This is a genomic window from Streptomyces sp. NPDC051740 (assembly GCF_044453165.1).
In the GTDB taxonomy this organism is placed as follows: Bacteria; Actinomycetota; Actinomycetes; order Streptomycetales; family Streptomycetaceae; genus Streptomyces; species Streptomyces atrovirens.
This window is the reverse complement of record NZ_JBITCL010000009.1, coordinates 283,390-308,028: the sequence shown is the minus strand read 5'-3', so window position 1 is coordinate 308,028 and position 24,639 is coordinate 283,390. Positions and strand designations below refer to the sequence as shown.

Sequence of the window (24,639 nt, the reverse complement as noted above, 5' to 3'; positions counted from 1 at the left end):
CCGAGCCCGCACCCGCACCAGCCCCCTGACAGCACTTCGCCCCGCCGCATAGCGGCGGGGCGAAGTGACCAGGCCCGAATTAACCAACAGCATCCTTCTTCGGGAACCGGGCCTTCGCCACATCGTTCTTCAGCCCCGAGATCAGCCCGCCCGCTTCGAGCACCCGGTCCGCCGCCTCCAGGAACTCCTCCGCCGGCGCCCTGCGCCCGCGCTCGACGGACGACACCTGCTCCTCGCTGTACCTGATGGCCGTGGCGAGACCGGCCTGGGTCATGCCCTCCCGCTCCCGGCACATCTTGATCACCCTGCCCACGGTCCGCAGAACGGCCGCCGACTCCTCGTCCGCCCCGTAAGGTTCCACGCTCATGTCCCCACACCTCCGTGGGTTCAACACACGGCGGGTGCGGGACGTCACGCGTCACGACCCGGACAGGCCCGGACACCTTCCGTACGGCGCTCCCGGGTACGGCCGCCGGGACTGTTCACTCAGAGGCGCACGCCGACGAGTTCCTGGACAGTCTGGGGATCGACCCGGCCCGGGTCACGGCCATCTACTCCGAGCGGAATTTCTGCACGACCGCGGGGCATGATTGCGCTGCCCGTATGTCAAGATTCACCAACGCGAGTCTTTCGTGGAGCTTCGAGCGAGGCGACAACGCGCTCTCGGCAATCCGAAGGAAGGTGTTCGGTGGATAGCGGGAAGACTGCCGACAAGGCTTTGGACGCGACCGGAACGCGGGCGGAAGTCGATCGCATTCTGGCTGCGCCACTTGACGAGCTGCGCCGGTGCAGCGGCGCGCCGGTCCGCCCCTCACCGCAGGTGGCGGACTGGATCCTCCCCGCACAGGGCAGACGCCATCTGCAGGTTTTCGGGCTGCCACCCGCGAGGAATGATGATCTGCTGGGGATCGTGGGCAGCCTCCAGGAGTCCGAAACGCCGGAGCCGGGACGTGACGGTCGGCCCGTCTACCGGATCGGCTCGTACGGAAGTGCTCGGATTGCCGCTGTGGAAGGGACCGGCGAGGTGTTGCTGATTCCTGCCGACTCTCAGGTCCATCCGGATCTGGCTCATCTTCACCCGGCTGGCCTTCTCCCCACGACGGCCAATTCCACGATGGTCGGCTTTGTCGAGTGCGCTTGGCGGTGGCACTGGATTCTGCCGCTTCTTGCCGCGGAGCAAGTGCGGGCCGGCGATGCCGAGACAGCGGCGCTGGCGGAGGGCCGGATCGACGAAGAGGTACAGGATCCGTACGACGGCTACCAGAGCCTGTGCAGGCACGTACTGCACCGGTTCCAGAGCATGGACGCGTGGATCCAGGACGAGGGTGGCTTCTGGAGTGACGTCATCATCGATGTGTGGTGAGCCATCCGGGTACGGCTACCGAACGGCGGAACCGCCGGACACCGTCCGACTGCTGTCCACACTGATGTGCGTTCTTCTTCCGAGCGGTGATCTCCTGCAGGTCGCGGGCGGTGCGACGGAGGGCGGCAGCGATGTTGGTACGGCCGTTTTGGCGGTGGACGCCGATGGCGCAACTGCGCAGGCCGGCCATCACGCGGGACAGGTGCCAGATGCGGATCTTGGAGGCGTCCTCGCGGAAGGTGTGGTTCCGGACGTGAGGGAGCCGGTTCTCGATGAACCGGTGTCCGCGGATCCACGCGGCGAGTTCGCTGCCGGTGGCCGCACCGGGCGACAGGCTCGTGACCAGGCAGATCCGCTCGATCGTCTGCTTGTCGGTGCCCAGTTCCCGTCTCCAGCGCACGACTTGGAGAACCTGGTGAGCGTGCGGGGCGTCTGCGACCCACTCGCCGATCGCCGTGACAGAGGCGGCACCGGCCAGAACGGCGGCAGCCGCGGCGGGCCCGCGGATCCGGCACGTCGACCAGATATCTCCGCAGGCCGGTGACCTCTTCGGCCGGGACCGGACGGGACGGTCGCCCAGCTGTCGCAGGTATGACGGCATACGGGAAGACGTGCGCGCAGGCATGGACTCGCTCGGTGCTCAAACGGACCCGACACCCACATGATCACCAGCGGTCACGCCTGTTCCGCGTCCTGGGACCTGCTGACAGGTACCGATGAGCCGTCACGTACCGGACCCGACAGGCGAACTGCCCACTCGGGGACTTCTCGAAGACCCTGGGCCGCCTACGATGCCGAGTACATCCGCGAGCCCGCTGACGCGTGGGCGTCCTTCGGACAGGTTGTCAGGTGCGGGAGAAAGGCGCCCAGCCGGAGATCTTGAACCCGGCGCCTTCGCGCCGGATCTCGAAAGCCCCGTGGCCGGGCAGGTGGGCGGGGAGCACGAGGGCGTTGTGGTCGGCCGCGTACGCGAACATCCGTGCCCGGCTGGCGCGGGCGCCGTCCTCGTCCTCCTCGAAGCAGCTGTTGAGGTGGGGCTCGTGGACCTGGATCGCGCCGTGCAGCAGGTCACCGGCGAAGACCGCGCGGTCGCCCTTGGGGTCGAGGTGGATGACCGAGGATCCCGGAGTGTGCCCCGGGGCCGGTTCGAGCCGGAGGCCGGCGTCGATGACGTAGGAGTCGTCCCAGGTTTTGACGAGCCCCGCGTCGATCACCGGCTGGACGCTGTCCTCGTAGACGTTCTGGTTCCCCCGGCCGAACTTGGTGCGGTGCAGGTTGTCGGGATGCCAGTACGTGACGTCGGTCTGCGGCATCAGATACGTCGCGTTCGGGAAGGTGGGCACCCAGTCGCGTCCGTCGAGCCGGGTGTTCCAGCCGACGTGATCGTCGTGCAGGTGCGTGTTGACGACGAGGTCGACGTCCTCCGGCCGGACGCCGGCCGCGGCGAGGTTCTCCAGGTAGTCCGTGTTCAGGTACGACCAGATCGGCCGCAGCGGGCGGTACTTGCCGTTGCCCGCGCCGGTGTCGATCAGGATGACCCTGTCCTCGCTGCGCAGCGCCCAGGACTGGGTGGCGACGCGCGTCAGGTCGGTGCGGGCGTCCCAGTGGTCCGGGTCCAGCAGCGCGGCGTGGCGCCGCCATTCCTCGGGCTCGCTGCCGGGGAAGAACACGTCGGTCGTCATCGGTGATACGTCCGAGAACTCGATGACGCGGGTGATCTCGACGTCCCCCAGTTCCACCGTGGTGACCTGGGGGTGCCGTGGAAACGGCCGCCTCCGCGGGCGAAGACGGCGCGGGCGGGGTGGTGGGCATTGTGTCTACCCCGTTCGTGTGCGGTGCCCGGGGCAGGGCCGCGATGCGTACGGCGGTGCCGTGGACAGTGGGTGAGCAGGAGATGCGGAGCGGTTCTCGCCGCGATCCGTACGACCGACTCTGGAGGCCGCCGGCCGAGGTGACCAGGCCCGCTCCTGCCTACCCCTGACAGGTGCAGGCAGACGGACACGGCCGCCGCGCATACTTGCCGCCATGAACCGCAGATCACCGCTCGGTGAGTTCCTGATGGCGCGGCGGGCGCAGCTGAGCCCGGACGACGTCGGGCTGCCCCGGTACGGGTACCGGCGCCGGGTGCCCGGGCTGCGCCGGGAGGAACTCGCGATGCTCGCGGAGGTCAGCGCCGGCTGCTACACCCGGCTCGAACAGGGCCAGTCGCTCAACGCCTCGGCCGAGGTCCTCGACGCGATCGCGACCGCCCTGCACCTGACCACGGCCGAGCGGGAACACCTGCACGTCCTGTCGACGACGACGAGTCACCGGACCGGGCCGGCGGCGCCTCCCGAGGAGCACGCCTCCGCGGATCTGCGGACGCTGCTGGCCGCCATGGGCGACGTGCCCGCGCTCGTCGTGGGCCGCCGCAACGACGTGCTGGCCTGGGAACGGAGCCGGACACGCCCTGCTCGCCGGACACGTGGACCCCGCCTCGCCCGACGACCCGGTCACCCGGCCCAACCTGTCCCGGCTGGTCTTCCTGGACGCGCACACCCGCGCCCTCCACCGTGACTGGCCCGCCAAGGCCCGCGCCGTGGTCGGCAACCTGCGCGTCCTGACGGCCCGCAACCCCGAGGACGCCTGCCTCGCCGCGCTGGTCGGCGAACTGGCTATCCACAGCCCCGAGTTCGCTTTGCTGTGGGCCGAACACACCGTCGAGCCCTGCGGCCGCGACGTCCACGACCTGGCGCATCCGGTCGTCGGGGACCTGACCGTCACGCAGCAGACGTTCCACGTCCCGCGGGAACCGCACCAGTCCCTCGTCACCTTCACCACGGAGCCCGGATCCGCCTCCTCCGCGGCGCTGACGGTGCTGCGACAGGCTTGCGGCATCGGCAAGGGTGCGGGACCTAACCCGTGAACTCGGGCCGTTCGTAGGGTGTCCACCAGCTCAGCAGGCCCCAGACCCCGAGCGCGAGCGCGCCCGCCGCGATCGCGGCCGCGAGCCACGGGCGGCGCAGCGCGCGCAGGGTGAGCAGCCAGGCGGCGAGCGGGACGAGCGCGCCGCCGAGGGCGATGAGGGGGAGGTCGACGTAGAGGACGCTCAGGTCACGGTGCATGCCCTCGAAACCGCCGTGGATGCTGACCCGCGCCTTCGGCGCCCAGGAGAGCACCGCCGCGACGGCTCCCACGGCCGCCAGGAGGATGCCCGCACAGCCCTGTCTCTCTTCTCGCATACCTTGATCGGACGCGATCGTCCCGTCGGTGGTTCCTGGCCCCTTACTGGCGGTATCCACTCAGGAACCGCCCGATCCGTCCGATCGCCGCCTCCAGGTCCTCCACGCGGGGGAGGGTGAGGATGCGGAAGTGGTCGGGGGAGGGCCAGTTGAAGCCGGTGCCCTGGACGACCTGGATCTTCTCCCTCAGCAGCAGGTCGAGGACGAACTTCTCGTCGTCGTGGATCCTGTGCACGGACGGGTCGATGCGCGGGAACGCGTACAGCGCGCCCTTCGGCTTCACGCAGCTCACGCCGGGGATCTCGTTCAGCTTCTCCCAGGCCACGTCCCGCTGTTCGCGCAGCCGGCCGCCCGGTGCGGTCAGTTCGCGGATGGACTGCCGGCCGCCGAGGGCGGCCTGGATGGCGTACTGGGCGGGCGCGTTGGCGCACAGCCGCATGGAGGCCAGCATGGTCAGGCCCTCCAGGTAGTCCCTCGCGTGCTGCTTGGGGCCGGTGACCACCAGCCAGCCGGAGCGGAAGCCCGCCACGCGGTAGGTCTTGGACAGGCCGCAGAAGGTGAGGACGACCAGGTCGGGGGCGAGCGCGGCGGCCGAGTGGTGCACGGCGTCGTCGTAGAGGATCTGGTCGTAGATCTCGTCGGCGAGCACCATCAGGCCGTGGCGGCGGGCCAGGTCGAGGATGCCCTCGACGATCTCCTTCGGGTACACCGCGCCGGTCGGGTTGTTGGGGTTGATGATGACCACGGCCTTGGTGCGGTCCGTGATCTTCGCCGCCATGTCGTCCAGGTCCGGGTACCAGTCGGCCTGTTCGTCGCACAGGTAGTGGACCGCCTTGCCGCCCGCGAGGTTCGTCACCGCGGTCCAGAGGGGGAAGTCCGGCGCCGGGATCAGGACTTCGTCGCCGTCCTCCAGCAGGGCCTGTACGGCCATCGAGATCAGCTCGGAGACGCCGTTGCCGAGGAAGACGTCGTCGACGTCGACCTCCAGGCCCAGGGTCTGGTAGCGCTGGGCCACCGCGCGGCGGGCGGAGAGGACGCCCCGTGAGTCGGTGTAGCCGTGTGCCCGGGGGAGCATCCGGATCATGTCCTGGACGATCTCCTCCGGCGCCTCGAAACCGAACAGGGCCGGGTTGCCGGTGTTCAGGCGCAGCACGCTGTGCCCCGCCTCCTCCAGCGCGTTGGCGTGCTCGATCACCGGACCGCGGATCTCGTAACAGACCTCGCTGAGCTTGCTCGACTGCCGGAACTCCATGCGCCGCTTCCCCTCACGTCGTGTTGCTTGGTTTTACCAAGTGGGAGCTTGGAAAGTCCAACAACATGTCTAGACTGCGTCGCATGTCACCTCGCCGAAGCTACGACCAGTACTGTTCCGCCGCCCGCGCGCTCGACGTCGTCGGCGACCGCTGGACCCTGCTGATCGTCCGCGAACTCCTCGCGGGACCGCGCCGCTACACCGACCTGCACGCGGACCTGCCCGGCGTCAGCACGGACGTACTGGCCTCCCGGCTCAAGGACATGGAACGCGACGGCCTCACCACCCGTCGCCGGCTGCCCCCGCCCGGCGCGGCGTACGTGTACGAACTCACGCCGCGCGGGGGCGCGTTGCTGCCCGTACTCCAGTCCCTCGGCACCTGGGGCGAGACCGAACTGGGCGAACGGCGCCCCACGGACGCGGTGCGCGCCCACTGGTTCGCGCTGCCCCTGCTGCGCGCCCTGGAGGGCGAGGGCCTCGTCGAAGTCCGCCTGGACGAGGGCAGGTTCCACCTGCACGTCGGCGCCGAGGACGGTCCCGTGTACGGCGACGGCCCCGCCCCCGGGGAGCCCGACGCCCTGCTCTCCCTGGACACCGCCACCTGTACGGCGATCAGCCGCGGCGAACTGGCCCTGGCGGACGCGGTCCGCGCGGGACGGGTCGAGGTGACGGGCGAGGGCGCGCTCGCCAAGGTCCTGCGGGAGACGTGAGACGAAAAGGCGGAAGGCCCGCACGGGGCGGGCCTTCCGGAAGGACGTCACGTCACGCGGTCGGTGGTACCCCGGGCGGACGCCCGGACCCCCGCGTCAGGCGGTAGCCGGCGACACCCGCCAGGGCGGCCAGCACGCCGCCCGCCGCCGTCCATATCCAGCGGTCGGACCACCAGCCGGAGGTCCAGCCGTCCTCGGGCTCCAGGTCGGCCAGTACCGCCGAGTCGTCGTCCTCCTTCGACTCGGCACGCGTCGCGATGCCCGGCACCAGCGGTTCGGACAGCGCGCCGTCCACCGCCGCCGCACCGCCCATGTCCTTGGACCCGACCCGCAGTTCGGCGTCCACCGGCTGGCCGAGGTCGGCCGTGGACAGCCGCAGCGCCGTGAGGCGGACGTAGTACGTGCCCGGCAGCGGGTCGTCGGCCCACGGCTCCGACCAGGCGCGGACCGTGCGCAGCACGCACTCCAGCTCCACGGAGGGCGTGTCCGTCCCGGCGGTGCGGGTCTGCGCGCCGTACTGGCAGGCCTGGCGGCGGCGCAGACCGTCGTACACGTCGATCTGCCAGGTCTCGGCCGCGTGGCTCTCCGGCAGCTTCACCGTCGCGTGGACGGTGGGGCGCTGCCCGGCGTCCGCCGGGAACGACCAGTACAGGTAGTCGCCCGTGGAGGCACGCGCGGTGGCGGTCTGCCCCTGCTCGACCTCCGTCGCCGTGCGGAACGAGGTGCCCGCGCGGGTGGGCGCCCCGTCGTCGGACGTACCGGGGGAGGGGGAGGAGTCGGCCGCGGCGGGGGCGGCGGCCAGTCCGAGGGTCAGGAGGGCGGCACTCAGTACCCGTACGACGCGCATCAGTTGGTCCTCCAGACGGCGACCCGCCAGCGTGACAGCCAGCCCCAGACGAGACCGGCGAGGAAGCCGGTGAGGATCAGCGCGCCGAGCAGCCACCAGCCCCGGCCGAGACCGAAGGAGGCCACGTCGTCCGCGCCGTCCGGACCGTCCACGACGTCGACCGTCAGTTCCAGCGGAAGACCGGGCGTGGTCTTCACCCCGGAGTCCGCCGAGAAGGAGTTGGTCACCACCAGGCACACGGTCTCGGCCGCGGGCTTGTCGCTGTCGTCGTCGTCCCGCTCGGGCTTCGGGTAGCGCAGCCCGGTGGACAGCACGTCCGTACGGCCGTTGCCGGTCGCCTCGCCGCGTACGATCTCCCGGTCGTGCACCGTGACGGCCCGCAGCAGCACACCGTGGTCCGGGCGCACGGCGCGGTCCGCCGCCACGCTCACCGAGGCGCGCAGTTCCTGGCCGGCGAGCAGCTCCACGCGGTACCAGCGCTGCTGCCCGAACTCCTCACGGTCGGTGTAGAGGCCGGACTCGAGCGTCGGCGCCTCGGCGCACGAGCCGGCGCCCTCGGTGGCCACCGGCGTCACCACGGGCTCGGCCGCGCGGTCCACCAGCTCGTTCACCCGGTCGGTGAGCTCGTCCTGGTGCTCGACCGAGGTGTACGTCCCGCCGGTCGCCTCGGCGATGCAGCTGAGCTGTTGGCTCAGCTTGGCGTTCGGCACCAGGCCCAGCGTGTCGATGGTCAGGCCGATGCCCCTGGCCGCGATCTCCCGGGCCACCTCGCACGGGTCGAGCGGGGCGCAGGTGTCCTCGCCGTCGCTGATCAGCACGATCCGCTTGGAGCCGTCGCCGCCGTCGAGATCGTCGGCCGCCTTCAGCAGGGCGGGGCCGATCGGGGTCCAGCCCGTCGGGGCGAGGGTGGCCACCGCCGTCTTCGCCTCGGTGCGGTCCAGCGGGCCGACCGGGTAGAGCTGCGCGGTGTCCTTGCAGCCCTCCTTGCGGTCGTCACCGGGGTAGTTCGCGCCGAGCGTGCGGATGCCCAGCTCGACCTCCTCCGGCGTCGCGTCCAGCACCTCGTTGAACGCCTGCTTCGCCGCCGCCATCCGGGACTGGCCGTCGATGTCCTTGGCCCGCATCGAGCCGCTCACATCGAGGACCAGGTTCACCTTGGGGGCGTCCTGACCCGTGGGTTCACCGGCGGCCGCCCCGGCCGGGAAGGCGAGCCCGGCCGTCAGTGCGGCGAGCAGGGCACAGGCGCCTGCCACCGGCCGTTTTCTTCTGATCATCGGCGGATCCTATTGATCAGGAGCGCCGCGCTCCAAAACGGGGTGTCACAGGGACCCGTACCGGAGCGGATTGGGCAGTTCCGCCCATTGGTCCCCCGACGCCCGCGGCGACAGCCGCATCAGCGTCAGGGCCTTCGCCGGCAGTGGCTCGTCGAGCAGGGCGGCCAGGTCCGGGGTGCGCGGCAGATCCCGTACGGCGCTCTCCAGGACCGTCCGCAGCACCGGACCCGATCCCGCCGTCCCCGCCAGCGCGCCCGCCACCAGCGAGCCGAACAGCTTCCGCCGCAGCGTGCGTTCGTCGTCCGTGACCATGCGCGCGGGCACCTCCTCGGGGAGCGGGACGCCGTGCCGGGCGAGGCGGGCGGGACCGATCCGCAGATCGGCCAGATCGCGGTAGACCAGCCGTACCGGATCCCCGTCCGGCGACAGCACCACGAGCAGGTTCTGGCCGTGCGCCTCCAGCGCCACCCCCAGCTCCAGCAGCCGCAGCCCGACCGTGAGCGCGAGCCGCGCGAACCGGATCGACCAGGCGGGGGAGTGCGGCAGTTCGGTGGTGGCCAGCGCCGCCACCGGGACGACCCGCTCCCCGGGCGCCGCGTACTCCTCCGGCGACTCGCGCAGCACCGCCGCCAGATCGGGCGACCCGGCCGCCACCGCGCCCAGCGTGCGGGTGACGTGCAGCAGCCCGTCCGTGCGCGCCGCCACCGTCTCCCCGAAGTCCGACAGCACCGCCGACGCGGCCACCGAGCCGAGCGAGATGTCCCGCACCGAGGACGTCAGCCGGGCGCTCAGCGCCGTCTTGACGTGCGGCCCGTCCGGCAGCGCGAGGGTGCGCAGCGCCATCAGCGGATGTGCCCTCAGACGCCGCTCACCCGTCCGCTTCAGCACATGCGCCGCCTGCCAGGGGTGCACCGGGACCACCACCCGCCCCGGCTCCCGCAGCCACCCCGGCCACACCCCCGACACCAGGCACCCGGCCTCCGGCACGGGCAGCAGCCCCAGCTCCACCACCGGCCCGTGCTCGGGGCCGTAGGCGAGCTGCTCGGCCACCGAGAAACCGGGCCGGGAACGGCAGTTGGGGTGGAACGGATGCCCGTCGACCACCCGCCGCTCCCACTCCCAGTCCCGCGCGGGCCACTCCCGCGGACGGTTCCACCGCCCTGCTCGGGACAGCGCCAACGACGCCACGCTGTGCGCGAGTTCGGCGGCGAACACCTCCGAGTGCGGTACGGCCAGCTCCGTCATCAGCCGCGCCGGATCGTCGTACACCGCCTCGTCCAGCCGTACGGCCGTGACGTACGAGGCGGTCGCGTACGGATCCGCCCGCGGGCCGCGCAGCCACCGCCCGTCCGCGAGCCGCAGGCCGAGCCCGTCGCGCCGTGTCTCCCGCCGGGCGATCCACGGCAGCGGATCGTGCGCGAGGCCACGCCACAGCCGGGTCAGCACGGCCGCGCGGGCGCCGGGCAGCGCGTCGGTGTACCGGGGCACGAGAGAGGGCCGTACGACGGCCAACTCGTCGGCGGCCTCGGCCTCGGCGGTGGGGGGACGGTGCACGGTCGGGCTCCTCGGTGACGCGCGGGGTGGGACGTACGGGTGGACGATGACAGACATACTGATCGTCTCCGCCCGGACAGACCGTAAGGAACCAGAGGAACGCGTGGATCTCATGCCCCCGCCCGCGGACGACGACGCCGACGCGTACGCGGCGGTGCCGCTGTTGAACTGCCTGCTGCGCGAAGTGGCCCGGCCCGTACCGGGGACGGGATCGGGGACGGGATCGGTGACGGGATCGGGGGCGGGGGCGCACTCGACGTACCGCCTGCCCGGTACGGACCGCCTGCTGCGGGTGCGCGGCACCCGGCGCCCCGCCGCACCCGAGGTCCACGCGGCGGGCGCCTGGCACCGCCTCGGCCACACGGAGCTGGTGAAACTCGTCGCCGAGGAGCTGCGCCGGCACACCGGCCTGCCCAACCACGAACTGCCCGCCGAGATGCTCGACAGCCGGGAGGCGGTGGCCGCGCTGCTCGCCGCCCGCGCCCGGGCCACCCCGCCGGACGACCCGTATCTGCGCTCCGAGCAGGCCCTCGTCACCGGCCACACCCACCACCCCGCCCCCAAGGCACGCGGCGGCGGCCCCGCGACGGCCTGGCTGCCGTACGCGCCCGAGGCGCACGCCCGCTTCCCGCTGACGCTGCTGGGGCTGCGCGAGGACACGGTCGTGGACGAGGGCGACACCGCGGCCCTCGACCGCCTGGGCACCGCACCCCCCGGCTACCGCCTGCTGCCCGCCCACCCCTGGCAACTGGACCTCGCCGCCCGTGACCTCGCCCCCGCCTTCGCCGACGGCCGCCTGATCCGGCTGGGCACGACCCCCTTCCCGGTGTGGCCCACGGCGGCGGTCCGCACCGTGTACGCGCCCGAGCGCGACCTGTTCCTGAAGTTCAGCCTGGACGTGCGCATCACCAACGACATCCGCCGGCTGTGGCGCCACGACCTGCTGAAGCTCCGTACGACCGACACGGCCGCACGCGACGCCCTCGCCGGGTCCGACGCGGCCTGGCAGAGCGACCGGGGCCACCGCACCGCGGACTTCGCCCACGAACAACTGGCCGTGGTCGTACGCGACGGCCTGCGCGACCACCTCCCACCCGACGCGACCCCCTACCTGGCCGCCGCCCTGGTGGAGGGCTTCGACGGCAACCCCCTGGCCGCCACCCCCGATCCGGTGGCCTGGTGGGATGCCTACCTGTCGCGGGTGGTCCCCCCGGCCCTGACGGCCTTCGGCGGACACGGCGTCGTCCTGGAGGCCCACCTGCAGAACACGCTCGTCGCCATGGACCCCGACGGCATGCCGGTACGGGCCCTGTACCGGGACGCGGAGGGCGTGAAGCTGCTGTCCGCGGTCTCCAGGGAGGCGGGCTGGGAACGCCTGGTGTACTGCCTGCTCGTCAACCACCTCTCCGAGACCGCCGCCGCCCTCGCCGACCACCATCCCGGTCTCGACCCCTGGCCCGCGGTCCGCCGCGAACTGTCCCGGCACGACCTCCCCGAGATCCCCGCCCTGCTCACCGCCCCGGCCCTCCCGGCCAAGACCAACCTCCTGCTCCGCTGGACCGGCGCGGACGGCGCCGACGCCCGCTACCGCCCGCTGCCCAACCCGCTGGCCGGCCCATAAAGGCGGGTGAGCCCGCGGGAGGCCTGCCGTACGCTGGCCGGTGTGCTGCGCGATGTGAAGGCTGTTCGCTATGTGACCCCGCTGAGGTCGGGCGGGTCCGTCCCCGGTGTCTTCGAGGCCGACGACCTCGGGACGTACGTCGTCAAGTTCACCGGGTCCGCGCAGGGGCGCAAGGCGCTGGTCGCCGAGGTGATCGTGGGGGAGCTGGCGCGGGCCCTCGGGCTGCGGTTCCCGGAACTGGTGCTGGCGCACTTCGATCCGGCGGTGGCGGACAGCGAGCCGCACCAGGAGGTGCGGGAGCTGCACGCCGCCAGCGCCGGGGTCAATCTCGGCATGGACTACCTGTCGGGCGCGCGGGACTTCACCCCCGAGGTCGCCGAGGTCTTCCCCGTCGATCCGCTGGAGGCCGGGCGGATCGTCTGGCTCGACGCCCTCACCGTGAACGTGGACCGCACCGTCCACAGCTCCAACCTGGTGGTGTGGCCGACGCTCGGGGTCGCGCCCCCGCGGCTGTGGCTCATCGACCACGGGGCCGCGCTCGTCTTCCACCACCGCTGGGAGGGCTCCGACCCGGCCAAGGCGTACGACTTCCGCCATCACGCCCTCGGCCACTACGGCCCCGACGTACCGGCGGCCGACGCCGAACTCGCGCCGAAGGTGACCGAGGAGCTGCTGCGGTCCATCACCGCCGAGGTCCCCGACGCCTGGCTGGCCGGTGACCCCCGCTTCGCCACGCCCGACGAGGTCCGCGAGGCGTACGTGACGTACCTCCACGCGCGCGTGCGGTCCTCCCGCGCCTGGCTGCCCACCGACTTCCCCAGCCAGGACGAGCTCGCCGAGGAGAACGCCCGGCGGGCGGCGAGGACGCGGCGGGGCCGGCCGGACTGGCTGAAGCGGGTCCCCGACCTGCACGGCAAACCGGCGGCGGCCCAGGACTGGTCGGTGCACCTGGGCCGCTCGGACAGCTAGGACTCAGCCCTTGAGCCGCTCGTACGCCGGCAGGGTGAGGAAGTCGGCGTAGTCCTCGTCGAGGGAGACCTTCAGCAGCAGGTCGTGCGCCTGCTGCCAGTTGCCGGCCGCGAACGCCTCCTCGCCGACCTCCGCGCGGATGCCCGCCAGCTCCTCGGCGGCGACCTTGCGGGCCAGCTCCGCGGTGACCCGCTCGCCGTTGTCGAGGACCACCTCCGCGTTGATCCACTGCCAGATCTGGGAGCGGGAGATCTCGGCGGTGGCGGCGTCCTCCATCAGGTTGAAGATGGCGACCGCGCCGACCCCGTTCAGCCACGCCTCGATGTAACGGATGCCCACCTGAACGGCGTTGACCAGACCCGCGTACGTCGGCCTGGCGTCGAGCGAGTCGATGGCGATGAGGTCCTCCGCCCTGACGACGACGTCCTCACGCAGGCGGTCCTTCTGGTTCGGCCGGTCGCCGAGCACCCGGTCGAAGGACTCCATGGCGATCGGGACCAGGTCGGGGTGGGCGACCCAGGAGCCGTCGAAACCGTCGTTCGCCTCACGGTCCTTGTCGGCGCGCACCTTCTCGAACGCCACCTTGTTGACCTCCGCGTCCCGGCGGGACGGGATGAACGCCGCCATGCCGCCGATCGCGTGCGCGCCGCGCTTGTGGCAGGTGCGGACGAGGAGTTCGGTGTACGCGCGCATGAACGGGGCCGTCATCGTCACCGCGTTGCGGTCCGGGAGGACGAACCTCGCCCCGCCGTCACGGAAGTTCTTGACGATGGAGAAGAGATAGTCCCAGCGGCCGGCGTTCAGGCCCGAGGCGTGGTCGCGCAGTTCGTAGAGGATCTCCTCCATCTCGTACGCGGCCGTGATCGTCTCGATCAGGACGGTGGCGCGGACCGTTCCCTGTGGCACGCCCGTGTACTCCTGCGCGAGGACGAACACCTCGTTCCACAGCCGGGCCTCCAGGTGGGACTCCGTCTTGGGGAGGTAGAAGTACGGGCCCTTGCCGAGCTCGGTCAGCCGCTTGGCGTTGTGGAAGAAGTACAGGCCGAAGTCGACCAGCGCGCCGGGCACCGGGGTGCCGTCCGGGTCGGTGAGGTGGCGCTCGTTCAGGTGCCACCCGCGCGGGCGCATGACGACCGTCGCCAGCTCCGCGTTTGGGCGCAGGGCGTACGACTTGCCGGACACCGGGTCGGTGAAGTCGATGTTCCGGGTGTAGGCGTCGATCAGGCTGAGCTGGCCGAGGACCACGTTCTCCCAGGTGGGCGCGGAGGCGTCCTCGAAGTCCGCGAGCCAGACCCTGGCGCCCGAGTTGAGGGCGTTGATGGTCATCCTGCGGTCGGTGGGACCGGTGATCTCGACCCGCCGGTCGTTCAGGGCCTCGGGGGCCGGGGCCACCCGCCAGGAGTCGTCCGCGCGGATCGCGGCCGTCTCCGGGAGGAAGCCGAGCGTGGAGGTGCGGGCGATCTCGGCGCGGCGCTCCGCGCGGCGGGCGAGCAGCTCGTCACGCCGGGGCGTGAACCGCCGGTGCAGCTCGGCCACGAAGGCGAGCGCCGCCTCGGTGAGGACCTCCTCCTGCCGGGGCAGGGGCTCGGCGTCGACGATGGCCAGCGGGGACGGCGCTGGTGCGGACATCAGCTGTCACTTCCTTCGGCGTGCATGGCACCGGGTGCCGGTCGACCCGGGTACGACGGGGGACGCCCGTAGGGAGGCCGGGCGCTTCTGAACAGTGGATAGTAGTTTCCTTATCGTGGAAGTTCAATGTTTTGTTGATGTCGAGACTCTCCGGGACGAGGCAAGGTGGCGCTCGGTGCCACCCCCTCGCTCACCGCCACCTCGACTCATTCAAGGTGCGCCAGATCCGCCTCGGTGTCGATGTCGTACGCCTCGGCCACGTCGCCGCACTCGACGAGCACGAGCCGTTCCGCGTGCTCCTCCAGATAGGCGCGTGCCCCTCGGTCGCCGGTCGCGGTCGCGGCGATCCCGGCCCAGTGCGCGGCGCCGAACAGCACCGGGTGGCCGCGCACGCCGTCGTAGGCGGCCGAGACGAGCGACTCGGGGGAGTCGTGGGCGCCGAGCACCCGGGCGACCGCCTCCGGGCCGATCCCGGGCTGGTCGACCAGCGAGACCAGTGCGGCCCGCGCGCCCGTGCCGGCCAGGGAGTCGAGGCCGGCCCGCAGGGAGGTGCCCATGCCCCGTTCCCACGCGGGATTGTCGACGAGGACGCAGTCCGGCAGACAGGCGCGGGCGCGTACCTCGTCCGCCCGCGCGCCGAGCACCACGTGCACCCGCGCGCAGCCGCCCGCGCGGAGGACCCCCACCGCGTGTTCCACCAGCGGCCGGCCCCGGTGTGTGAGCAGTGCCTTGGGCCGCCCGCCGAGCCGCCGCCCGCCGCCCGCGGCCAGCAGCAGTCCCACGACCTCCGTGGTGGTGTCCCCACCCCTGTGATGTGTCGTCATGCGTCCTGCATACCGCACCCGTCGTGGGGTATCGGGACGGCGCGGGGTGGACGCCCGGGGTCGTCCCGTCACGCTGCGGAGCAAGTCGATGACGCAGCGGACTGGCGCGAGGGGCCCGGGGTGGCGTTTACTGGCGCGACCGGTCGGCGGGGCGCCGCGGCCGGCAGGGGAGGCGCACGACGACGTGTCAGGGGGAGGACTGTGTTGCGCAGCGTGGAGCAGAGGCGTGTGCCCGGCAGTCAGGTGGACCCACGAGTGGCGGAGCTGCGCTCCGCCGTGTCCCGGTTACGCCGTCAACTGGCCGCCCATCCCGGGGACTTCCGGGACCGGAGCATCGCGGAGGAGGAACTCGCCGCGCTGGCCGGGACGACCGCCGCCGGCGACCCCGAGGTCCCCCGGTTGCGCCGCTCCCTGCTGCTGATCGCGGGCGCGATCGGCTCGGTGAGCGCGCTGGGGCAGGGTGTGCGGGAACTGCGCGAGGCGGTGGACCTGTTCGGCCCGTCACCACGCGGCTGAACGCGCGTCCTGTCACTACGCGGCTGAACGCGCGTCCTCTCGCTACGCGGCTGAACGCGCGTCCTCTCGCTACGCGGCTGACGTGTGTCCTGATCAGCTCGTGGGGCCGGTGCCCGGCGTGGCGAGCGCCTCGGAGAGTTCCGCCGCGACCTGCCGGAGCACCGGCACGATCTTCTCCGTCGCCGACTCCGTGACCCGCCCCGCCGGGCCCGAGATGGAGATCGCCGCCGCCGTGGGGGAGTCCGGCACCGGCACGGCGAGGCAACGGACGCCGATCTCCTGCTCGTTGTCGTCCATCGCGTAGCCCAGGCGGCGCACGTCCTCCAGGGCGGCGAGGAAGCCGTCGGGTGTGGTGATGGTCTTGTCCGTCGCGGCGGGCATGCCCGTACGGCCGAGCAGGGCCCGTACCTCCTCCGGCGGGAAACCGGCCAGCAGGGCCTTGCCCACGCCCGTGGAGTGCGGCAGGACGCGCCGGCCGACCTCGGTGAACATCCGCATGGAGTGCTTCGACGGCACCTGCGCCACGTACACGATCTCGTCCCCGTCGAGCAGCGCCATGTTCGCCGTCTCGCCGGTCTCCTCCACCAGGCGGGCCAGATACGGCCGCGCCCAGGTGCCCAGCAGCCGGGAGGCGGACTCGCCGAGCCGGATCAGCCGCGGGCCCAGCGCGTAACGGCGGTTGGGCTGCTGGCGTACGTAGCCGCAGGCGACGAGCGTGCGCATCAGGCGGTGGATGGTCGGCAGGGGCAGTCCGCTGCTCGCGGACAGCTCGCTCAGGCCGACCTCGCCGCCCGCGTCCGCCATCCGTTCGAGCAGATCGAAGGCGCGCTCGAGGGACTGCACGCCGCCACTGGCGGCGGACCGGGCGGAGTCGTTGGTGCTGGCGCTGGACGTCGGCACGGCGCGTTCCTTTCGAGGCCTGGCAGGAAGGGCAGAAGCCTACCCGGCAGCCGGTCGATCGCCCGCTTGCGCGTAGCCACGTTCTGTCTGGTGAAAGTCTAATTTCACTTTGTGGAATCGTCCAGAGGTGCCCGCCGGCCGGGGTCGTACGGGAAGCGGGCCCTTGACGGGCCGGAAGCGCGGGTGAACACTCCTTCAACAGAACGTTGAATTCCATCCCGGCGGAAGGTCAGGAGGATCCGGGTGTCCGACGCCGAACAGGTGCTGCGCTCCACGCGCGTCATCACTCCCGAGGGAACGCGCGCCGCGTCCGTCACGGTCGCCGGCGGCACGATCACGGCCGTCCTGCCGTACGACGCACCCGTCCCGGAAGGCGCCCGCCTGGAGGACCTCGGCGACGACGTCCTGCTGCCCGGCCTGGTCGACACCCACGTGCACGTCAACGACCCCGGCCGCACCGAGTGGGAGGGCTTCTGGACCGCCACCCGCGCGGCGGCGGCCGGCGGCATCACCACGCTGATCGACATGCCGCTCAACTCCCTCCCGCCCACCACCACCGTCGACCACCTGCGCACCAAACGGCGGGTCGCCGCCGACAAGGCCCACATCGACGTCGGCTTCTGGGGCGGCGCCCTGCCGGACAACGTCAAGGACCTGCGCCCGCTGCACGAGGCCGGCGTCTTCGGCTTCAAGGCGTTCCTGTCACCGTCGGGCGTCGACGAGTTCCCGCACCTCGACCAGGAGCGACTGGCCCGGTCCCTGGCGGAGATCGCCGCCTTCGACGGCCTGCTGATCGTGCACGCCGAGGACCCGCACCACCTCGCCGCCGCCCCGCAGCACGGCGGCCCGAAGTACGCCGACTTCCTCGCCTCCCGCCCGCGCGACGCCGAGGACACCGCCATCGCGCACCTCGTCGGTCAGGCGAAACGTCTGGGCGCGCGTGTGCACGTCCTCCACCTCTCCTCCGGCGACGCGCTCCCCGTGATCGCCGCGGCCAAGGCGGACGGCGTACGCGTCACCGTCGAGACCTGCCCCCACTACCTCACCCTCACCGCGGAGGAGGTGCCGGACGGCGCCAGCGAGTTCAAGTGCTGCCCGCCCATCCGCGAGGCCGCCAACCAGGACCTGCTCTGGCAGGCCCTGGCGGACGGCACCATCGACTGCGTCGTCACCGACCACTCCCCGTCCACCGCCGACCTCAAGACGGACGACTTCTCGACCGCCTGGGGCGGCATCTCCGGCCTCCAGCTCAGCCTGCCGGCCGTCTGGACCGAGGCCCGCAGACGCGGCCACGGCCTGGAGGACGTGGTGCGCTGGATGTCGACGCGCACGGCGGCGCTCGTCGGACTCGACGCGCGCAAGGGCGCCATCGCGCCCGGCCGCGACGCCGACTTCGCCGTCCTCGCCCCCGACGAGACCTTCACCGTCGACCCGGCGGCGCTCCAGCACCGCAACCGTGTGACGGCGTACGCGGGCAGGACCCTGTACGGCGTCGTGAAGTCCACCTGGCTGCGCGGCAGGCGCGTCGTCGCCGACGGCGCGTTCACCGAACCGAAGGGCCGACTGCTCACCCGCTCCCACCAGCACTGAAAGGCAGGACCAGATCACCGTGACGGCGATCGAGAGTTTCACCGGCGACGCACACCCCTACAGCGGCGGTGACCCGTACGCGGACTACCGCACCGCCGACTTCCCCTTCACCCACCACGCCGACCTCGCCGACCGCCGGCTCGGCGCCGGGGTCATCGCCGCCAACGACGAGTTCTTCGCCCAGCGCGAGAACCTCCTGCTGCCCGGGCGCGCCGAGTTCGACCCCGAGCACTTCGGGCACAAGGGCAAGATCATGGACGGCTGGGAGACCCGGCGCCGGCGCGGCACCTCCGCCGAACACCCCTGGCCGACGGACGAGGACCACGACTGGGCGCTGATCAGGCTCGGCGCGCCCGGAGTCGTCCGCGGGATCGTCGTGGACACCGCCCACTTCCGCGGCAACCACCCGCAGGCCGTCTCCGTCGAGGGCACCTCGGTGGCGGGCTCCCCGTCCCCGGAGGAACTGCTCTCGGACGACGTGAAGTGGACGACGCTCGTCCCGCGCACCCCGGTCGGCGGCCACGCGGCCAACGGCTTCGCCGTCACGGACGAACAGCGCTTCACCCACCTGCGCCTCAAGCAGCACCCCGACGGGGGCATCGCCCGGCTGCGCGTGTACGGCGAGGTCGTGCCCGATCCGGCGTGGCTGGCGGCACTCGGCACCTTCGACGTCGTCGCGCTGGAGAACGGCGGCCGGGTCGAGGACGCCTCGGACCGCTTCTACTCACCGGCCGCCAACACCATCCGGCCCGGCCGCTCCCGGAAGATGGACGACGGCTGGGAGACCCGCCGCCGCCGCGACCGGGGCCACGACTGGATCCGCTACCGCCTGGTCGCCCGGTCGCGGATCCGCGCCCTGGAGATCGACACGGCGTACCTGAAGGGCAACAGCGCCGGCTGGGCGTCGGTCTCGGTGAAGGACGGCGACGACGCCGACTGGCGGGAGATCCTCCCCCGCACCCGCCTCCAGCCCGACACCGACCACCGCTTCGTCCTCCCCGCCCCGGCGACCGCCACCCACGCCCGCGTGGACATCCACCCCGACGGCGGCATCTCCCGCCTCCGCCTCTTCGGCTCCCTGACCGAACAGAGCGGCTAGCCCTGCAGCCGCAGCCGCAGCCGCAGCCGCAGCCGCAGCCGCGGGCAGCCGGGCTGCCGCGGCCGCGGGCAGTCATGCCGCCGTAGCTGCGGGCAGTCGTGCCGCTGGGGCGGCACGGGTGGGCGCAGCGGCACCCGGCAACCGCCGGCAGGGCAACCCTCACGCACAGCACCCGGCAACCGCCGGCAGGGCAACCCGGGGCGTGGCGACCGTCAACCCAGCCGCCACGCCCGGGCAGACATCACGCCGCATGCCCCCCGTCCACCGAGAACTCCGCCCCGGTGACATACGCCGCCCCCGCCAGATGAGCGATCGTCTCCGCGACCTCCTCCGCCCTCCCGAACCGCCCCACCGCGGTCATCGCCACCTGCCCGTCCGCATAAGGCCCGCCCGCCGGGTTCATATCCGTGTCGATCGGCCCCGGATGAACGATGTTCGCCGTGATCCCCTGCCCGCCCAGCTCCCGCGCCAGGGCCTTCGTCAGCCCCACCAACGCCGACTTGCTCATCGTGTAGAGCGTCCCGCCCGGCCCTGGCACCCGCTGCGTCATGCACGTACCGACGGTGATGATCCGCCCCCCGCGCGGCATGAGGGCGACCGCCGCGCGGGAGGCGAGGAAGACCCCGCGCACGTTCACCGCGAGCACCCGGTCGACGTCCGCGAGGGACAGCGTCTCCACCGGCCCGAGCACACCGACGCCCGCGTTGTTCACCAGGACGTCGAGCCGCCCCAGTTCCCGCGCGGCGGCGTTCACCGCTCCGGCCGCCTCCTCCGGGTCCCCGGCGTCCGCCCGCAGGGCCACCGCGCGGCGCCCCAGCGCCTCCGCGGCCCGCACGACCTCCTCGGCCGCCTCCTTGCCGTTCACGTACGTCACCGCGACGTCCGCGCCCTCCCGCGCCAGCCGCAGCGCCGTCGCCGCGCCGATCCCGCGGCTGCCCCCGGTGACCAGGGCCGCCTTGCCGAGCAGGGTCTTTTCCATGGTGTGAGTTGTCATGCGTCCATCTCAGCGCCCGCGCCCCCGGCGCGCTGGCGGCGAACGGACACCGACCTGACGTCCCACCGATGAGTTGCGGGCCCCACCGGGGTCTGCACTGATGACGGCAGGCCCCACACCCCGCACCGGAAGGCAGGAACCCGTCATGGGCAAGCTCGTAGTCACCACCTTCGTCACCCTCGACGGCGTCTACCAGGCCCCCGGCGGCCCCCAGGAGGACACCAGGGACGGCTTCGAACAGGGAGGCTGGAGCGTCCCCTACGGCGACGAGGACTTCGGCCGGTTCGTCAACGGCGTCTTCTCCCGCGTGGGCGCCTTCCTCCTCGGCCGTCGTACGTACGACATCTTCGCCTCGTACTGGCCGAAGATGACCGACCCCGCCGACCCGGTCGCCGGCAAACTGAACAAGCTGCCGAAGTACGTCGCCTCCACCACACTCACCGATCCGGAGTGGGCCGGCACCACCGTGATCGCCGGCGACCTCGCCAAGGAGGTCACCACCCTCAAGGAGCGCACCGACGGCGAGCTCCAGCTCCACGGCAGCGGCGCCCTCGCCCGGTCCCTGTTCGCGCTCGACCTCGTGGACACCCTGCACCTGCTGACCTTCCCGGTCGTCCTCGGAGCCGGGCGCCGCCTGTTCCCGGAGGGCTCGATGCCGAGCGCCTTCCGGCACACCGGCGGAGAGATCACCGCCGCGGGCGTGTCCATCCAGACCTACGACTTCTCCGGCCGCCCCGAGTACGGCTCGTACGAGCTCCCGGAGAACGCCTGACACCGGCCGCACCGGTGGACGCCGCCGCCCGGACGGCGGTGTCAGCCGGGCCTGCGGCTCTCCGCGGCGGCGAACAGGGCGCCGCTCAGCACCAGCAGGGCGATGCTCGCGAAGAGTTCGTAACCGTCGAGGAACGAGAACCGGTGGACGAGCCCCCAGTCCCAGCCGGCGAGCTCGCTCACCAGACCCGCCACCCCCTGTACCAAGGCGAGGAAACCCAGAACCTCCAGCAACTGCTTCATGCCACCGACTCTCGCCCCGCGGGCCCCACCCCCGCATCGGCCGCGAGACGGGCCCTGCCCGACCGAAGAGGGCACTCCGCGCCGGCCGGAGCGCCGAAAGTCTGCGGTGCCGCGACTTCGGTAGCCGATCCCGCCGACGAGGCCGTACCGGGGCCGCCCCCTGCGTAGATTTGGCGACCGTGACTGGTGACAAGGCGGCGCAGACCGCCCCGGTGTTCACGGGGCGCCGATGGTTCTTCCCGTCCGCCCTCATCCACGAACTCGACCCCGACGCGGCCCGCTCCGGGCGACGGCCCCGGCGCACCGCGCGCGACTGGGCCGTCGACTTCGCCTGCTTCCTGCTGGCCGTGCTCGTGGGCCTGGCGGGCGCCGACACGCTCCGCGACAGCCACGACATCCCGCACGCGCTGGCCGTCGCCGACCAGGTGCTCGGCGCGCTGTCGTGCGCCGCGGTCTGGCTGCGCCGGCGCCGGCCGCTCGCCCTGGCCGTCGTGATGATCCCGGTCAGCTTCGTCTCGGAGACCTCCGGCGGCGTGGCGATCATCTCCCTGTTCACGCTCGCCGTGCACCGGCCCTTCCGGTACGTGGCCTGGGTGGGCGGCGTCCAAACGGCGCTCGTCCCGCTGTACTTCTGGTGGCGTCCCGACCCCGACCTGCCGTATCCCGCCGTGCTCGTCCTCTTCGTCGTGCTGACGGCCGCGACCGTCGGCTGGGGCATGTTCGTACGGTCCAAACGGCAGCTCATGCTGAGCCTGCGGGACCGCGCGCGGCGGGCCGAGACCGAGGCGCGGCTACGGGCCGAGCAGGCGCAGCGGCTCGCGCGGGAGGCCATCGCGCGGGAGATGCACGACGTGCTCGCGCACCGGCTGACGCTGCTGAGCGTGCACGCGGGCGCCCTGGAGTTCCGGCCCGACGCCCCCCGCGCGGAGGTCGCGCGGGCGGCCGGCGTCATCCGGGAGAGCGCGCACGAGGCGCTGCAGGACCTGCGGGAGATCATCGGTGTGCTGCGGGCCGGTGACGCCGACGACGCGGGCCGGCCGCAGCCGACGCTCGCGGCGCTCGACCCCCTGGTCGCCGAGTCCCGGCAGGCCGGCATGGAGATCACCCTGGACCAGCGGGTCACCGACCCGGCCGCCGTCCCCGCCTCCGTCGGCCGCACCGCCTACCGCATCGCCCAGGAGGGCCTGACCAACGCCCGCAAGCACGCCCCCGGCACGGAGGTCACCGTGTCGGTCACCGGCGGCCCGGGGGAGGGCCTCGCCGTGACCGTGCGCAACCCCGCGCCGCAGGGGGACGTACCGCATGTGCCCGGCGCCGGGCAGGGCCTGATCGGTCTCACCGAACGGGCGACCCTGGCGGGCGGCGCCCTGGAGCACGGGCCCGCCCCCGACGGCGGGTTCGAGGTACGGGCCAGGCTGCCGTGGGGCTGAACCGGGACCGGCCGGCGCGTGTGTCCCCGCCCCGCCCGGCCGTGATTACCTACGGGCCATGACTGCGATCAGAGTGCTCCTCGTCGACGACGACCCGCTGGTGCGGGCCGGGCTGTCCTTCATGATGGGCGGCGCGGACGACATCGAGATCGTCGGTGAGGCCGCCGACGGCGGCGAGGTCGAGGCGCTCGTCGACCGCACCCGGCCGCACGTCGTCCTCATGGACATCCGGATGCCGACGGTGGACGGTCTCACCGCCACCGAGTCGCTGCGCCGGCGCGAGGACGCCCCGCAGGTCGTGGTGCTCACCACCTTCCACGCCGACGAGCAGGTGCTGCGCGCGCTCCGCGCGGGCGCCGCCGGGTTCGTCCTCAAGGACACCCCGCCCGCCGAGATCGTCGCCGCGGTGCGCCGGGTCGCGGCCGGCGACCCGGTGCTGTCGCCGACCGTCACCCGGCAGTTGATGGCACACGCGGCCGGTACCGCCGCCGACACGCGGCGCACGCGCGCGTGCGCGCGTCGCGGACCTCAACGACCGGGAACGCGAGGTCGCCGTCGCGGTGGGCCGGGGCCTGGCCAACGCCGACATCGCCACCGAGCTCTACCTGAGCGTGGCCACCGTCAAGACCCACGTCTCCCGGATCCTGGCCAAGCTCGGCCTCAACAACCGCGTGCAGATCGCCCTGCTGGCCCACGACGCCGGCCTCCTGGAGGAGCCGGGGGACCGCTGATCTCAGCTGTACGCCGCCGCCGTCGCCCCGCTCACCAGCTCCGTCGGCCGGACCGGTCTGCGCTCCCGCCGGGACAGCTCGCACGCCTCCGCGATCAGCAGCGCCTGGAGGGCCTCCCGCCCGTCGCACGGGTTGGCCCGCTCGCCCCGCACCACCTCGACGAACGCGACCAGCTCGGCCTCGTACGCGGGTCCGAACCGCTCCAGGAACCCCGTCCACGGCTTGTCCGCGGCCGGCGGCCCGGTCGGCTCGGTGGACGCGATCGGCGTACGGTCGTCCAGGCCGACGGCGATCTGGTCCCGCTCCCCGGCGAGCTCCATGCGTACGTCGTAGCCGGCGCCGTTCAGCCGGGTCGCGGTGACCGTGGCGAGCGTGCCGTCGTCGAGGGTGAGGAGCGCCGCGCCGGTGTCCACGTCACCCGCCTCGCGGAACATCGCGGGTCCGGCGTCGGACCCGGCCGCGTAGACCTCCGTGACCTCCCGGCCGGTCACCCAGCGCAGCATGTCGAAGTCGTGGATCAGGGCGTCCCGGTACAGCCCGCCGGACTGCGGCAGATACCCGGCCGGCGGCGGCTCCGCGTCGCCGGCCATCGCCCGTACGGTGTGCAGCCGGCCGAGCCTGCCCGAGCGCACCGCCTCCCGCGCGCCCGTGTACCCGACGTCGAAACGGCGCTGGAACCCCATCTGCAGGACGGTCCCGGCCGTCTCGACCTCCGTGATCGCCTGTAACGTGCCCGCCAGGTCCAGGGAGATGGGCTTCTCGCAGAACACCGGCAGCCCCGCGCGGGCCGCCCGGCCGATCAGATCGGCGTGGGCGGACGTGGCCGCGGTGATCACCACGGCGTCCACTCCCCAGGTGTAGATCTCGTCCACCCCGGGTGCCGCCGTCTCGCCGAGCCGGTGGGCGAGGGCCTGCGCCCGCGCCGGATCGACGTCCGTGAGGATCAGGGAGCCGACGTCGCGGTGCCTGCTGAGTGTGTGGGCGTGAATGGTGCCGAGACGGCCCGTACCGATGACCCCGATGCGCATGGAAACAAAGTGGGGCCCGCGCCGCTCCCTGTCAATGCGTATGTCCGGACAACCGAACTACACGACTTCCCGT

At 72.5% G+C, this 24,639-nt stretch carries 25 protein-coding genes and 2 pseudogenes; 13 read left to right on the top strand and 14 right to left on the bottom strand.

Annotation, left to right across the window (positions count from 1 at the left end):
- Window positions 1-94: 94 nt before the first annotated feature.
- Window positions 95-367, bottom strand: a pseudogene (locus tag ACIA6T_RS18260) (helix-turn-helix transcriptional regulator); the annotation flags it as partial.
- Between the two features lie 14 nt (window positions 368-381).
- Between ACIA6T_RS18260 and ACIA6T_RS18255 the strand changes: the two are divergent.
- Entirely contained in the window at window positions 382-696 is a 315-nt protein-coding gene (locus ACIA6T_RS18255) for a nucleic acid/nucleotide deaminase domain-containing protein (protein ID WP_399447475.1), read from the top strand.
- Entirely contained in the window at window positions 689-1,363 is a 675-nt protein-coding gene (locus ACIA6T_RS18250; RefSeq protein WP_399447474.1) for an SUKH-4 family immunity protein, read from the top strand. Before ACIA6T_RS18255 ends, ACIA6T_RS18250 begins: the two co-directional genes overlap by 8 nt.
- On the opposite strand, the gene ACIA6T_RS18245 is transcribed toward ACIA6T_RS18250, so the two are convergent.
- Window positions 1,347-1,763 (bottom strand): hypothetical protein, encoded by a 417-nt coding sequence (locus tag ACIA6T_RS18245; RefSeq protein ID WP_399447473.1) that lies wholly within the window; start codon window positions 1,761-1,763, stop codon window positions 1,347-1,349. The two genes, ACIA6T_RS18250 and ACIA6T_RS18245, sit on opposite strands and share 17 nt — an antisense overlap.
- A 445-nt stretch (window positions 1,764-2,208) precedes the next feature.
- Window positions 2,209-3,102 carry an MBL fold metallo-hydrolase gene (locus ACIA6T_RS18240; RefSeq protein ID WP_399447472.1) on the bottom strand — a complete coding sequence of 298 codons (894 nt, stop codon included), beginning with the start codon at window positions 3,100-3,102 and terminating at the stop codon, window positions 2,209-2,211.
- Window positions 3,103-3,388: 286 nt separating this feature from the next.
- Here ACIA6T_RS18240 and ACIA6T_RS18235 point away from each other — a divergent pair, with 286 nt between their 5' ends.
- Together ACIA6T_RS18235 and ACIA6T_RS18230 are read left to right on the top strand one after the other, a co-directional pair.
- Complete coding sequence (locus ACIA6T_RS18235) at window positions 3,389-3,919, top strand: helix-turn-helix domain-containing protein (protein ID WP_399447471.1); 531 nt, start codon at window positions 3,389-3,391, stop codon at window positions 3,917-3,919.
- Window positions 3,828-4,268 (top strand): hypothetical protein, encoded by a 441-nt coding sequence (locus ACIA6T_RS18230; protein WP_399447470.1) that lies wholly within the window; start codon window positions 3,828-3,830, stop codon window positions 4,266-4,268. Before ACIA6T_RS18235 ends, ACIA6T_RS18230 begins: the two co-directional genes overlap by 92 nt.
- Here ACIA6T_RS18230 and ACIA6T_RS18225 read toward each other — a convergent pair.
- Both ACIA6T_RS18225 and ACIA6T_RS18220 read right to left on the bottom strand, forming a co-directional pair.
- The gene (locus tag ACIA6T_RS18225; protein WP_399447469.1) at window positions 4,258-4,584 is read right to left on the bottom strand and encodes a hypothetical protein; all 327 of its coding nucleotides are present in this window, start codon (window positions 4,582-4,584) and stop codon (window positions 4,258-4,260) included. The genes ACIA6T_RS18230 and ACIA6T_RS18225 overlap by 11 nt on opposite strands.
- Before the next feature lie 43 nt (window positions 4,585-4,627).
- The gene (locus tag ACIA6T_RS18220) at window positions 4,628-5,836 is read right to left on the bottom strand and encodes a pyridoxal phosphate-dependent aminotransferase (RefSeq protein WP_399447468.1); all 1,209 of its coding nucleotides are present in this window, start codon (window positions 5,834-5,836) and stop codon (window positions 4,628-4,630) included.
- A gap of 83 nt (window positions 5,837-5,919) precedes the next feature.
- Between ACIA6T_RS18220 and ACIA6T_RS18215 the strand changes: the two genes are divergently transcribed.
- A complete protein-coding gene (locus tag ACIA6T_RS18215; RefSeq protein ID WP_399447467.1) occupies window positions 5,920-6,546 on the top strand; it encodes a winged helix-turn-helix transcriptional regulator in 627 nt (208 codons plus the stop codon).
- 52 nt (window positions 6,547-6,598) lie between these two features.
- Here ACIA6T_RS18215 and ACIA6T_RS18210 read toward each other — a convergent pair whose 3' ends face one another.
- Genes ACIA6T_RS18210 through ACIA6T_RS18200 form a run of 3 tightly spaced genes read right to left on the bottom strand, consistent with a single transcriptional unit; the run spans window position 6,599 to window position 10,221 of the window.
- Window positions 6,599-7,393 (bottom strand): hypothetical protein, encoded by a 795-nt coding sequence (locus tag ACIA6T_RS18210; RefSeq protein ID WP_399447466.1) that lies wholly within the window; start codon window positions 7,391-7,393, stop codon window positions 6,599-6,601.
- Complete coding sequence (locus ACIA6T_RS18205) at window positions 7,393-8,667, bottom strand: VWA domain-containing protein (protein ID WP_399447465.1); 1,275 nt, start codon at window positions 8,665-8,667, stop codon at window positions 7,393-7,395. The genes ACIA6T_RS18210 and ACIA6T_RS18205 overlap by 1 nt, the downstream gene beginning before the upstream one ends.
- Window positions 8,668-8,712: 45 nt before the next feature.
- The gene (locus ACIA6T_RS18200) at window positions 8,713-10,221 is read right to left on the bottom strand and encodes an IucA/IucC family protein (RefSeq protein WP_399447464.1); all 1,509 of its coding nucleotides are present in this window, start codon (window positions 10,219-10,221) and stop codon (window positions 8,713-8,715) included.
- 112 nt (window positions 10,222-10,333) lie between these two features.
- Between ACIA6T_RS18200 and ACIA6T_RS18195 the strand changes: the two genes are divergently transcribed.
- On the top strand, window positions 10,334-11,842 hold the full coding sequence (locus tag ACIA6T_RS18195; protein WP_399447490.1) for an IucA/IucC family protein: 1,509 nt from the start codon (window positions 10,334-10,336) through the stop codon (window positions 11,840-11,842).
- Window positions 11,843-11,884: 42 nt separating this feature from the next.
- Window positions 11,885-12,811 (top strand): HipA family kinase, encoded by a 927-nt coding sequence (locus ACIA6T_RS18190; protein ID WP_399447463.1) that lies wholly within the window; start codon window positions 11,885-11,887, stop codon window positions 12,809-12,811.
- Window positions 12,812-12,814: 3 nt separating this feature from the next.
- Here ACIA6T_RS18190 and aceB read toward each other — a convergent pair whose 3' ends face one another.
- Both aceB and ACIA6T_RS18180 read right to left on the bottom strand, forming a co-directional pair.
- A complete protein-coding gene (gene aceB / locus ACIA6T_RS18185) occupies window positions 12,815-14,440 on the bottom strand; it encodes a malate synthase A (RefSeq protein WP_399447462.1) in 1,626 nt (541 codons plus the stop codon).
- A 206-nt stretch (window positions 14,441-14,646) separates the two neighbouring features.
- Window positions 14,647-15,264 (bottom strand): NTP transferase domain-containing protein, encoded by a 618-nt coding sequence (locus ACIA6T_RS18180; RefSeq protein WP_399447461.1) that lies wholly within the window; start codon window positions 15,262-15,264, stop codon window positions 14,647-14,649.
- Window positions 15,265-15,465: 201 nt separating this feature from the next.
- Between ACIA6T_RS18180 and ACIA6T_RS18175 the strand changes: the two genes are divergently transcribed.
- The gene (locus tag ACIA6T_RS18175; protein WP_399447460.1) at window positions 15,466-15,780 is read left to right on the top strand and encodes a DUF5955 family protein; all 315 of its coding nucleotides are present in this window, start codon (window positions 15,466-15,468) and stop codon (window positions 15,778-15,780) included.
- A 93-nt stretch (window positions 15,781-15,873) separates the two neighbouring features.
- Here the strand turns inward: ACIA6T_RS18175 and ACIA6T_RS18170 are convergent, their stop codons facing one another.
- Window positions 15,874-16,680, bottom strand: a complete 807-nt coding sequence (locus ACIA6T_RS18170) for an IclR family transcriptional regulator (protein WP_399447459.1) — start codon at window positions 16,678-16,680, stop codon at window positions 15,874-15,876.
- A 243-nt stretch (window positions 16,681-16,923) separates the two neighbouring features.
- On the opposite strand from ACIA6T_RS18170, the gene allB reads away from it, so the two are divergent.
- Both allB and alc read left to right on the top strand, forming a co-directional pair.
- The gene (gene allB, locus ACIA6T_RS18165; RefSeq protein ID WP_399447458.1) at window positions 16,924-18,270 is read left to right on the top strand and encodes an allantoinase AllB; all 1,347 of its coding nucleotides are present in this window, start codon (window positions 16,924-16,926) and stop codon (window positions 18,268-18,270) included.
- Window positions 18,271-18,289: 19 nt separating this feature from the next.
- Complete coding sequence (gene alc, locus ACIA6T_RS18160; protein ID WP_399447457.1) at window positions 18,290-19,369, top strand: allantoicase; 1,080 nt, start codon at window positions 18,290-18,292, stop codon at window positions 19,367-19,369.
- 241 nt (window positions 19,370-19,610) lie between these two features.
- Here alc and ACIA6T_RS18155 read toward each other — a convergent pair whose 3' ends face one another.
- A complete protein-coding gene (locus ACIA6T_RS18155; protein WP_399447456.1) occupies window positions 19,611-20,363 on the bottom strand; it encodes an SDR family oxidoreductase in 753 nt (250 codons plus the stop codon).
- A 145-nt stretch (window positions 20,364-20,508) separates the two neighbouring features.
- Here ACIA6T_RS18155 and ACIA6T_RS18150 point away from each other — a divergent pair, with 145 nt between their 5' ends.
- Window positions 20,509-21,135 (top strand): dihydrofolate reductase family protein, encoded by a 627-nt coding sequence (locus tag ACIA6T_RS18150; protein WP_399447455.1) that lies wholly within the window; start codon window positions 20,509-20,511, stop codon window positions 21,133-21,135.
- A gap of 41 nt (window positions 21,136-21,176) precedes the next feature.
- Here the strand turns inward: ACIA6T_RS18150 and ACIA6T_RS18145 are convergent, their stop codons facing one another.
- A complete protein-coding gene (locus tag ACIA6T_RS18145) occupies window positions 21,177-21,377 on the bottom strand; it encodes a hypothetical protein (RefSeq protein ID WP_399447454.1) in 201 nt (66 codons plus the stop codon).
- Window positions 21,378-21,556: 179 nt separating this feature from the next.
- Between ACIA6T_RS18145 and ACIA6T_RS18140 the strand changes: the two genes are divergently transcribed.
- Complete coding sequence (locus ACIA6T_RS18140; protein ID WP_399447453.1) at window positions 21,557-22,807, top strand: histidine kinase; 1,251 nt, start codon at window positions 21,557-21,559, stop codon at window positions 22,805-22,807.
- A gap of 58 nt (window positions 22,808-22,865) precedes the next feature.
- Window positions 22,866-23,538: pseudogene (locus tag ACIA6T_RS18135) on the top strand (response regulator).
- A gap of 2 nt (window positions 23,539-23,540) precedes the next feature.
- On the opposite strand, the gene ACIA6T_RS18130 reads toward ACIA6T_RS18135, so the two are convergent.
- Window positions 23,541-24,566 (bottom strand): Gfo/Idh/MocA family oxidoreductase, encoded by a 1,026-nt coding sequence (locus tag ACIA6T_RS18130; RefSeq protein WP_399447452.1) that lies wholly within the window; start codon window positions 24,564-24,566, stop codon window positions 23,541-23,543.
- Between the last annotated feature and the right edge of the window lie 73 nt (window positions 24,567-24,639).

Excerpts from the sequence above, each read along its gene's own strand:
- ACIA6T_RS18205 (WP_399447465.1), bottom strand. The coding sequence starts at position 8,667 with ATGATCAGAAGAAAACGGCCGGTGGCAGGCGCCTGTGCCCTGCTCGCC.
- ACIA6T_RS18150 (WP_399447455.1), top strand. The coding sequence starts at position 20,509 with ATGGGCAAGCTCGTAGTCACCACCTTCGTCACCCTCGACGGCGTCTAC.
- ACIA6T_RS18225 (WP_399447469.1), bottom strand. The coding sequence starts at position 4,584 with ATGCGAGAAGAGAGACAGGGCTGTGCGGGCATCCTCCTGGCGGCCGTG.
- ACIA6T_RS18145 (WP_399447454.1), bottom strand. The coding sequence starts at position 21,377 with ATGAAGCAGTTGCTGGAGGTTCTGGGTTTCCTCGCCTTGGTACAGGGG.
- ACIA6T_RS18210 (WP_399447466.1), bottom strand. The coding sequence starts at position 7,393 with ATGCGCGTCGTACGGGTACTGAGTGCCGCCCTCCTGACCCTCGGACTG.
- aceB (WP_399447462.1), bottom strand. The coding sequence starts at position 14,440 with ATGTCCGCACCAGCGCCGTCCCCGCTGGCCATCGTCGACGCCGAGCCC.
- ACIA6T_RS18235 (WP_399447471.1), top strand. The coding sequence starts at position 3,389 with ATGAACCGCAGATCACCGCTCGGTGAGTTCCTGATGGCGCGGCGGGCG.
- ACIA6T_RS18215 (WP_399447467.1), top strand. The coding sequence starts at position 5,920 with ATGTCACCTCGCCGAAGCTACGACCAGTACTGTTCCGCCGCCCGCGCG.
- ACIA6T_RS18155 (WP_399447456.1), bottom strand. The coding sequence starts at position 20,363 with ATGACAACTCACACCATGGAAAAGACCCTGCTCGGCAAGGCGGCCCTG.
- ACIA6T_RS18180 (WP_399447461.1), bottom strand. The coding sequence starts at position 15,264 with ATGACGACACATCACAGGGGTGGGGACACCACCACGGAGGTCGTGGGA.
- ACIA6T_RS18130 (WP_399447452.1), bottom strand. The coding sequence starts at position 24,566 with ATGCGCATCGGGGTCATCGGTACGGGCCGTCTCGGCACCATTCACGCC.
- ACIA6T_RS18220 (WP_399447468.1), bottom strand. The coding sequence starts at position 5,836 with ATGGAGTTCCGGCAGTCGAGCAAGCTCAGCGAGGTCTGTTACGAGATC.
- ACIA6T_RS18195 (WP_399447490.1), top strand. The coding sequence starts at position 10,334 with ATGCCCCCGCCCGCGGACGACGACGCCGACGCGTACGCGGCGGTGCCG.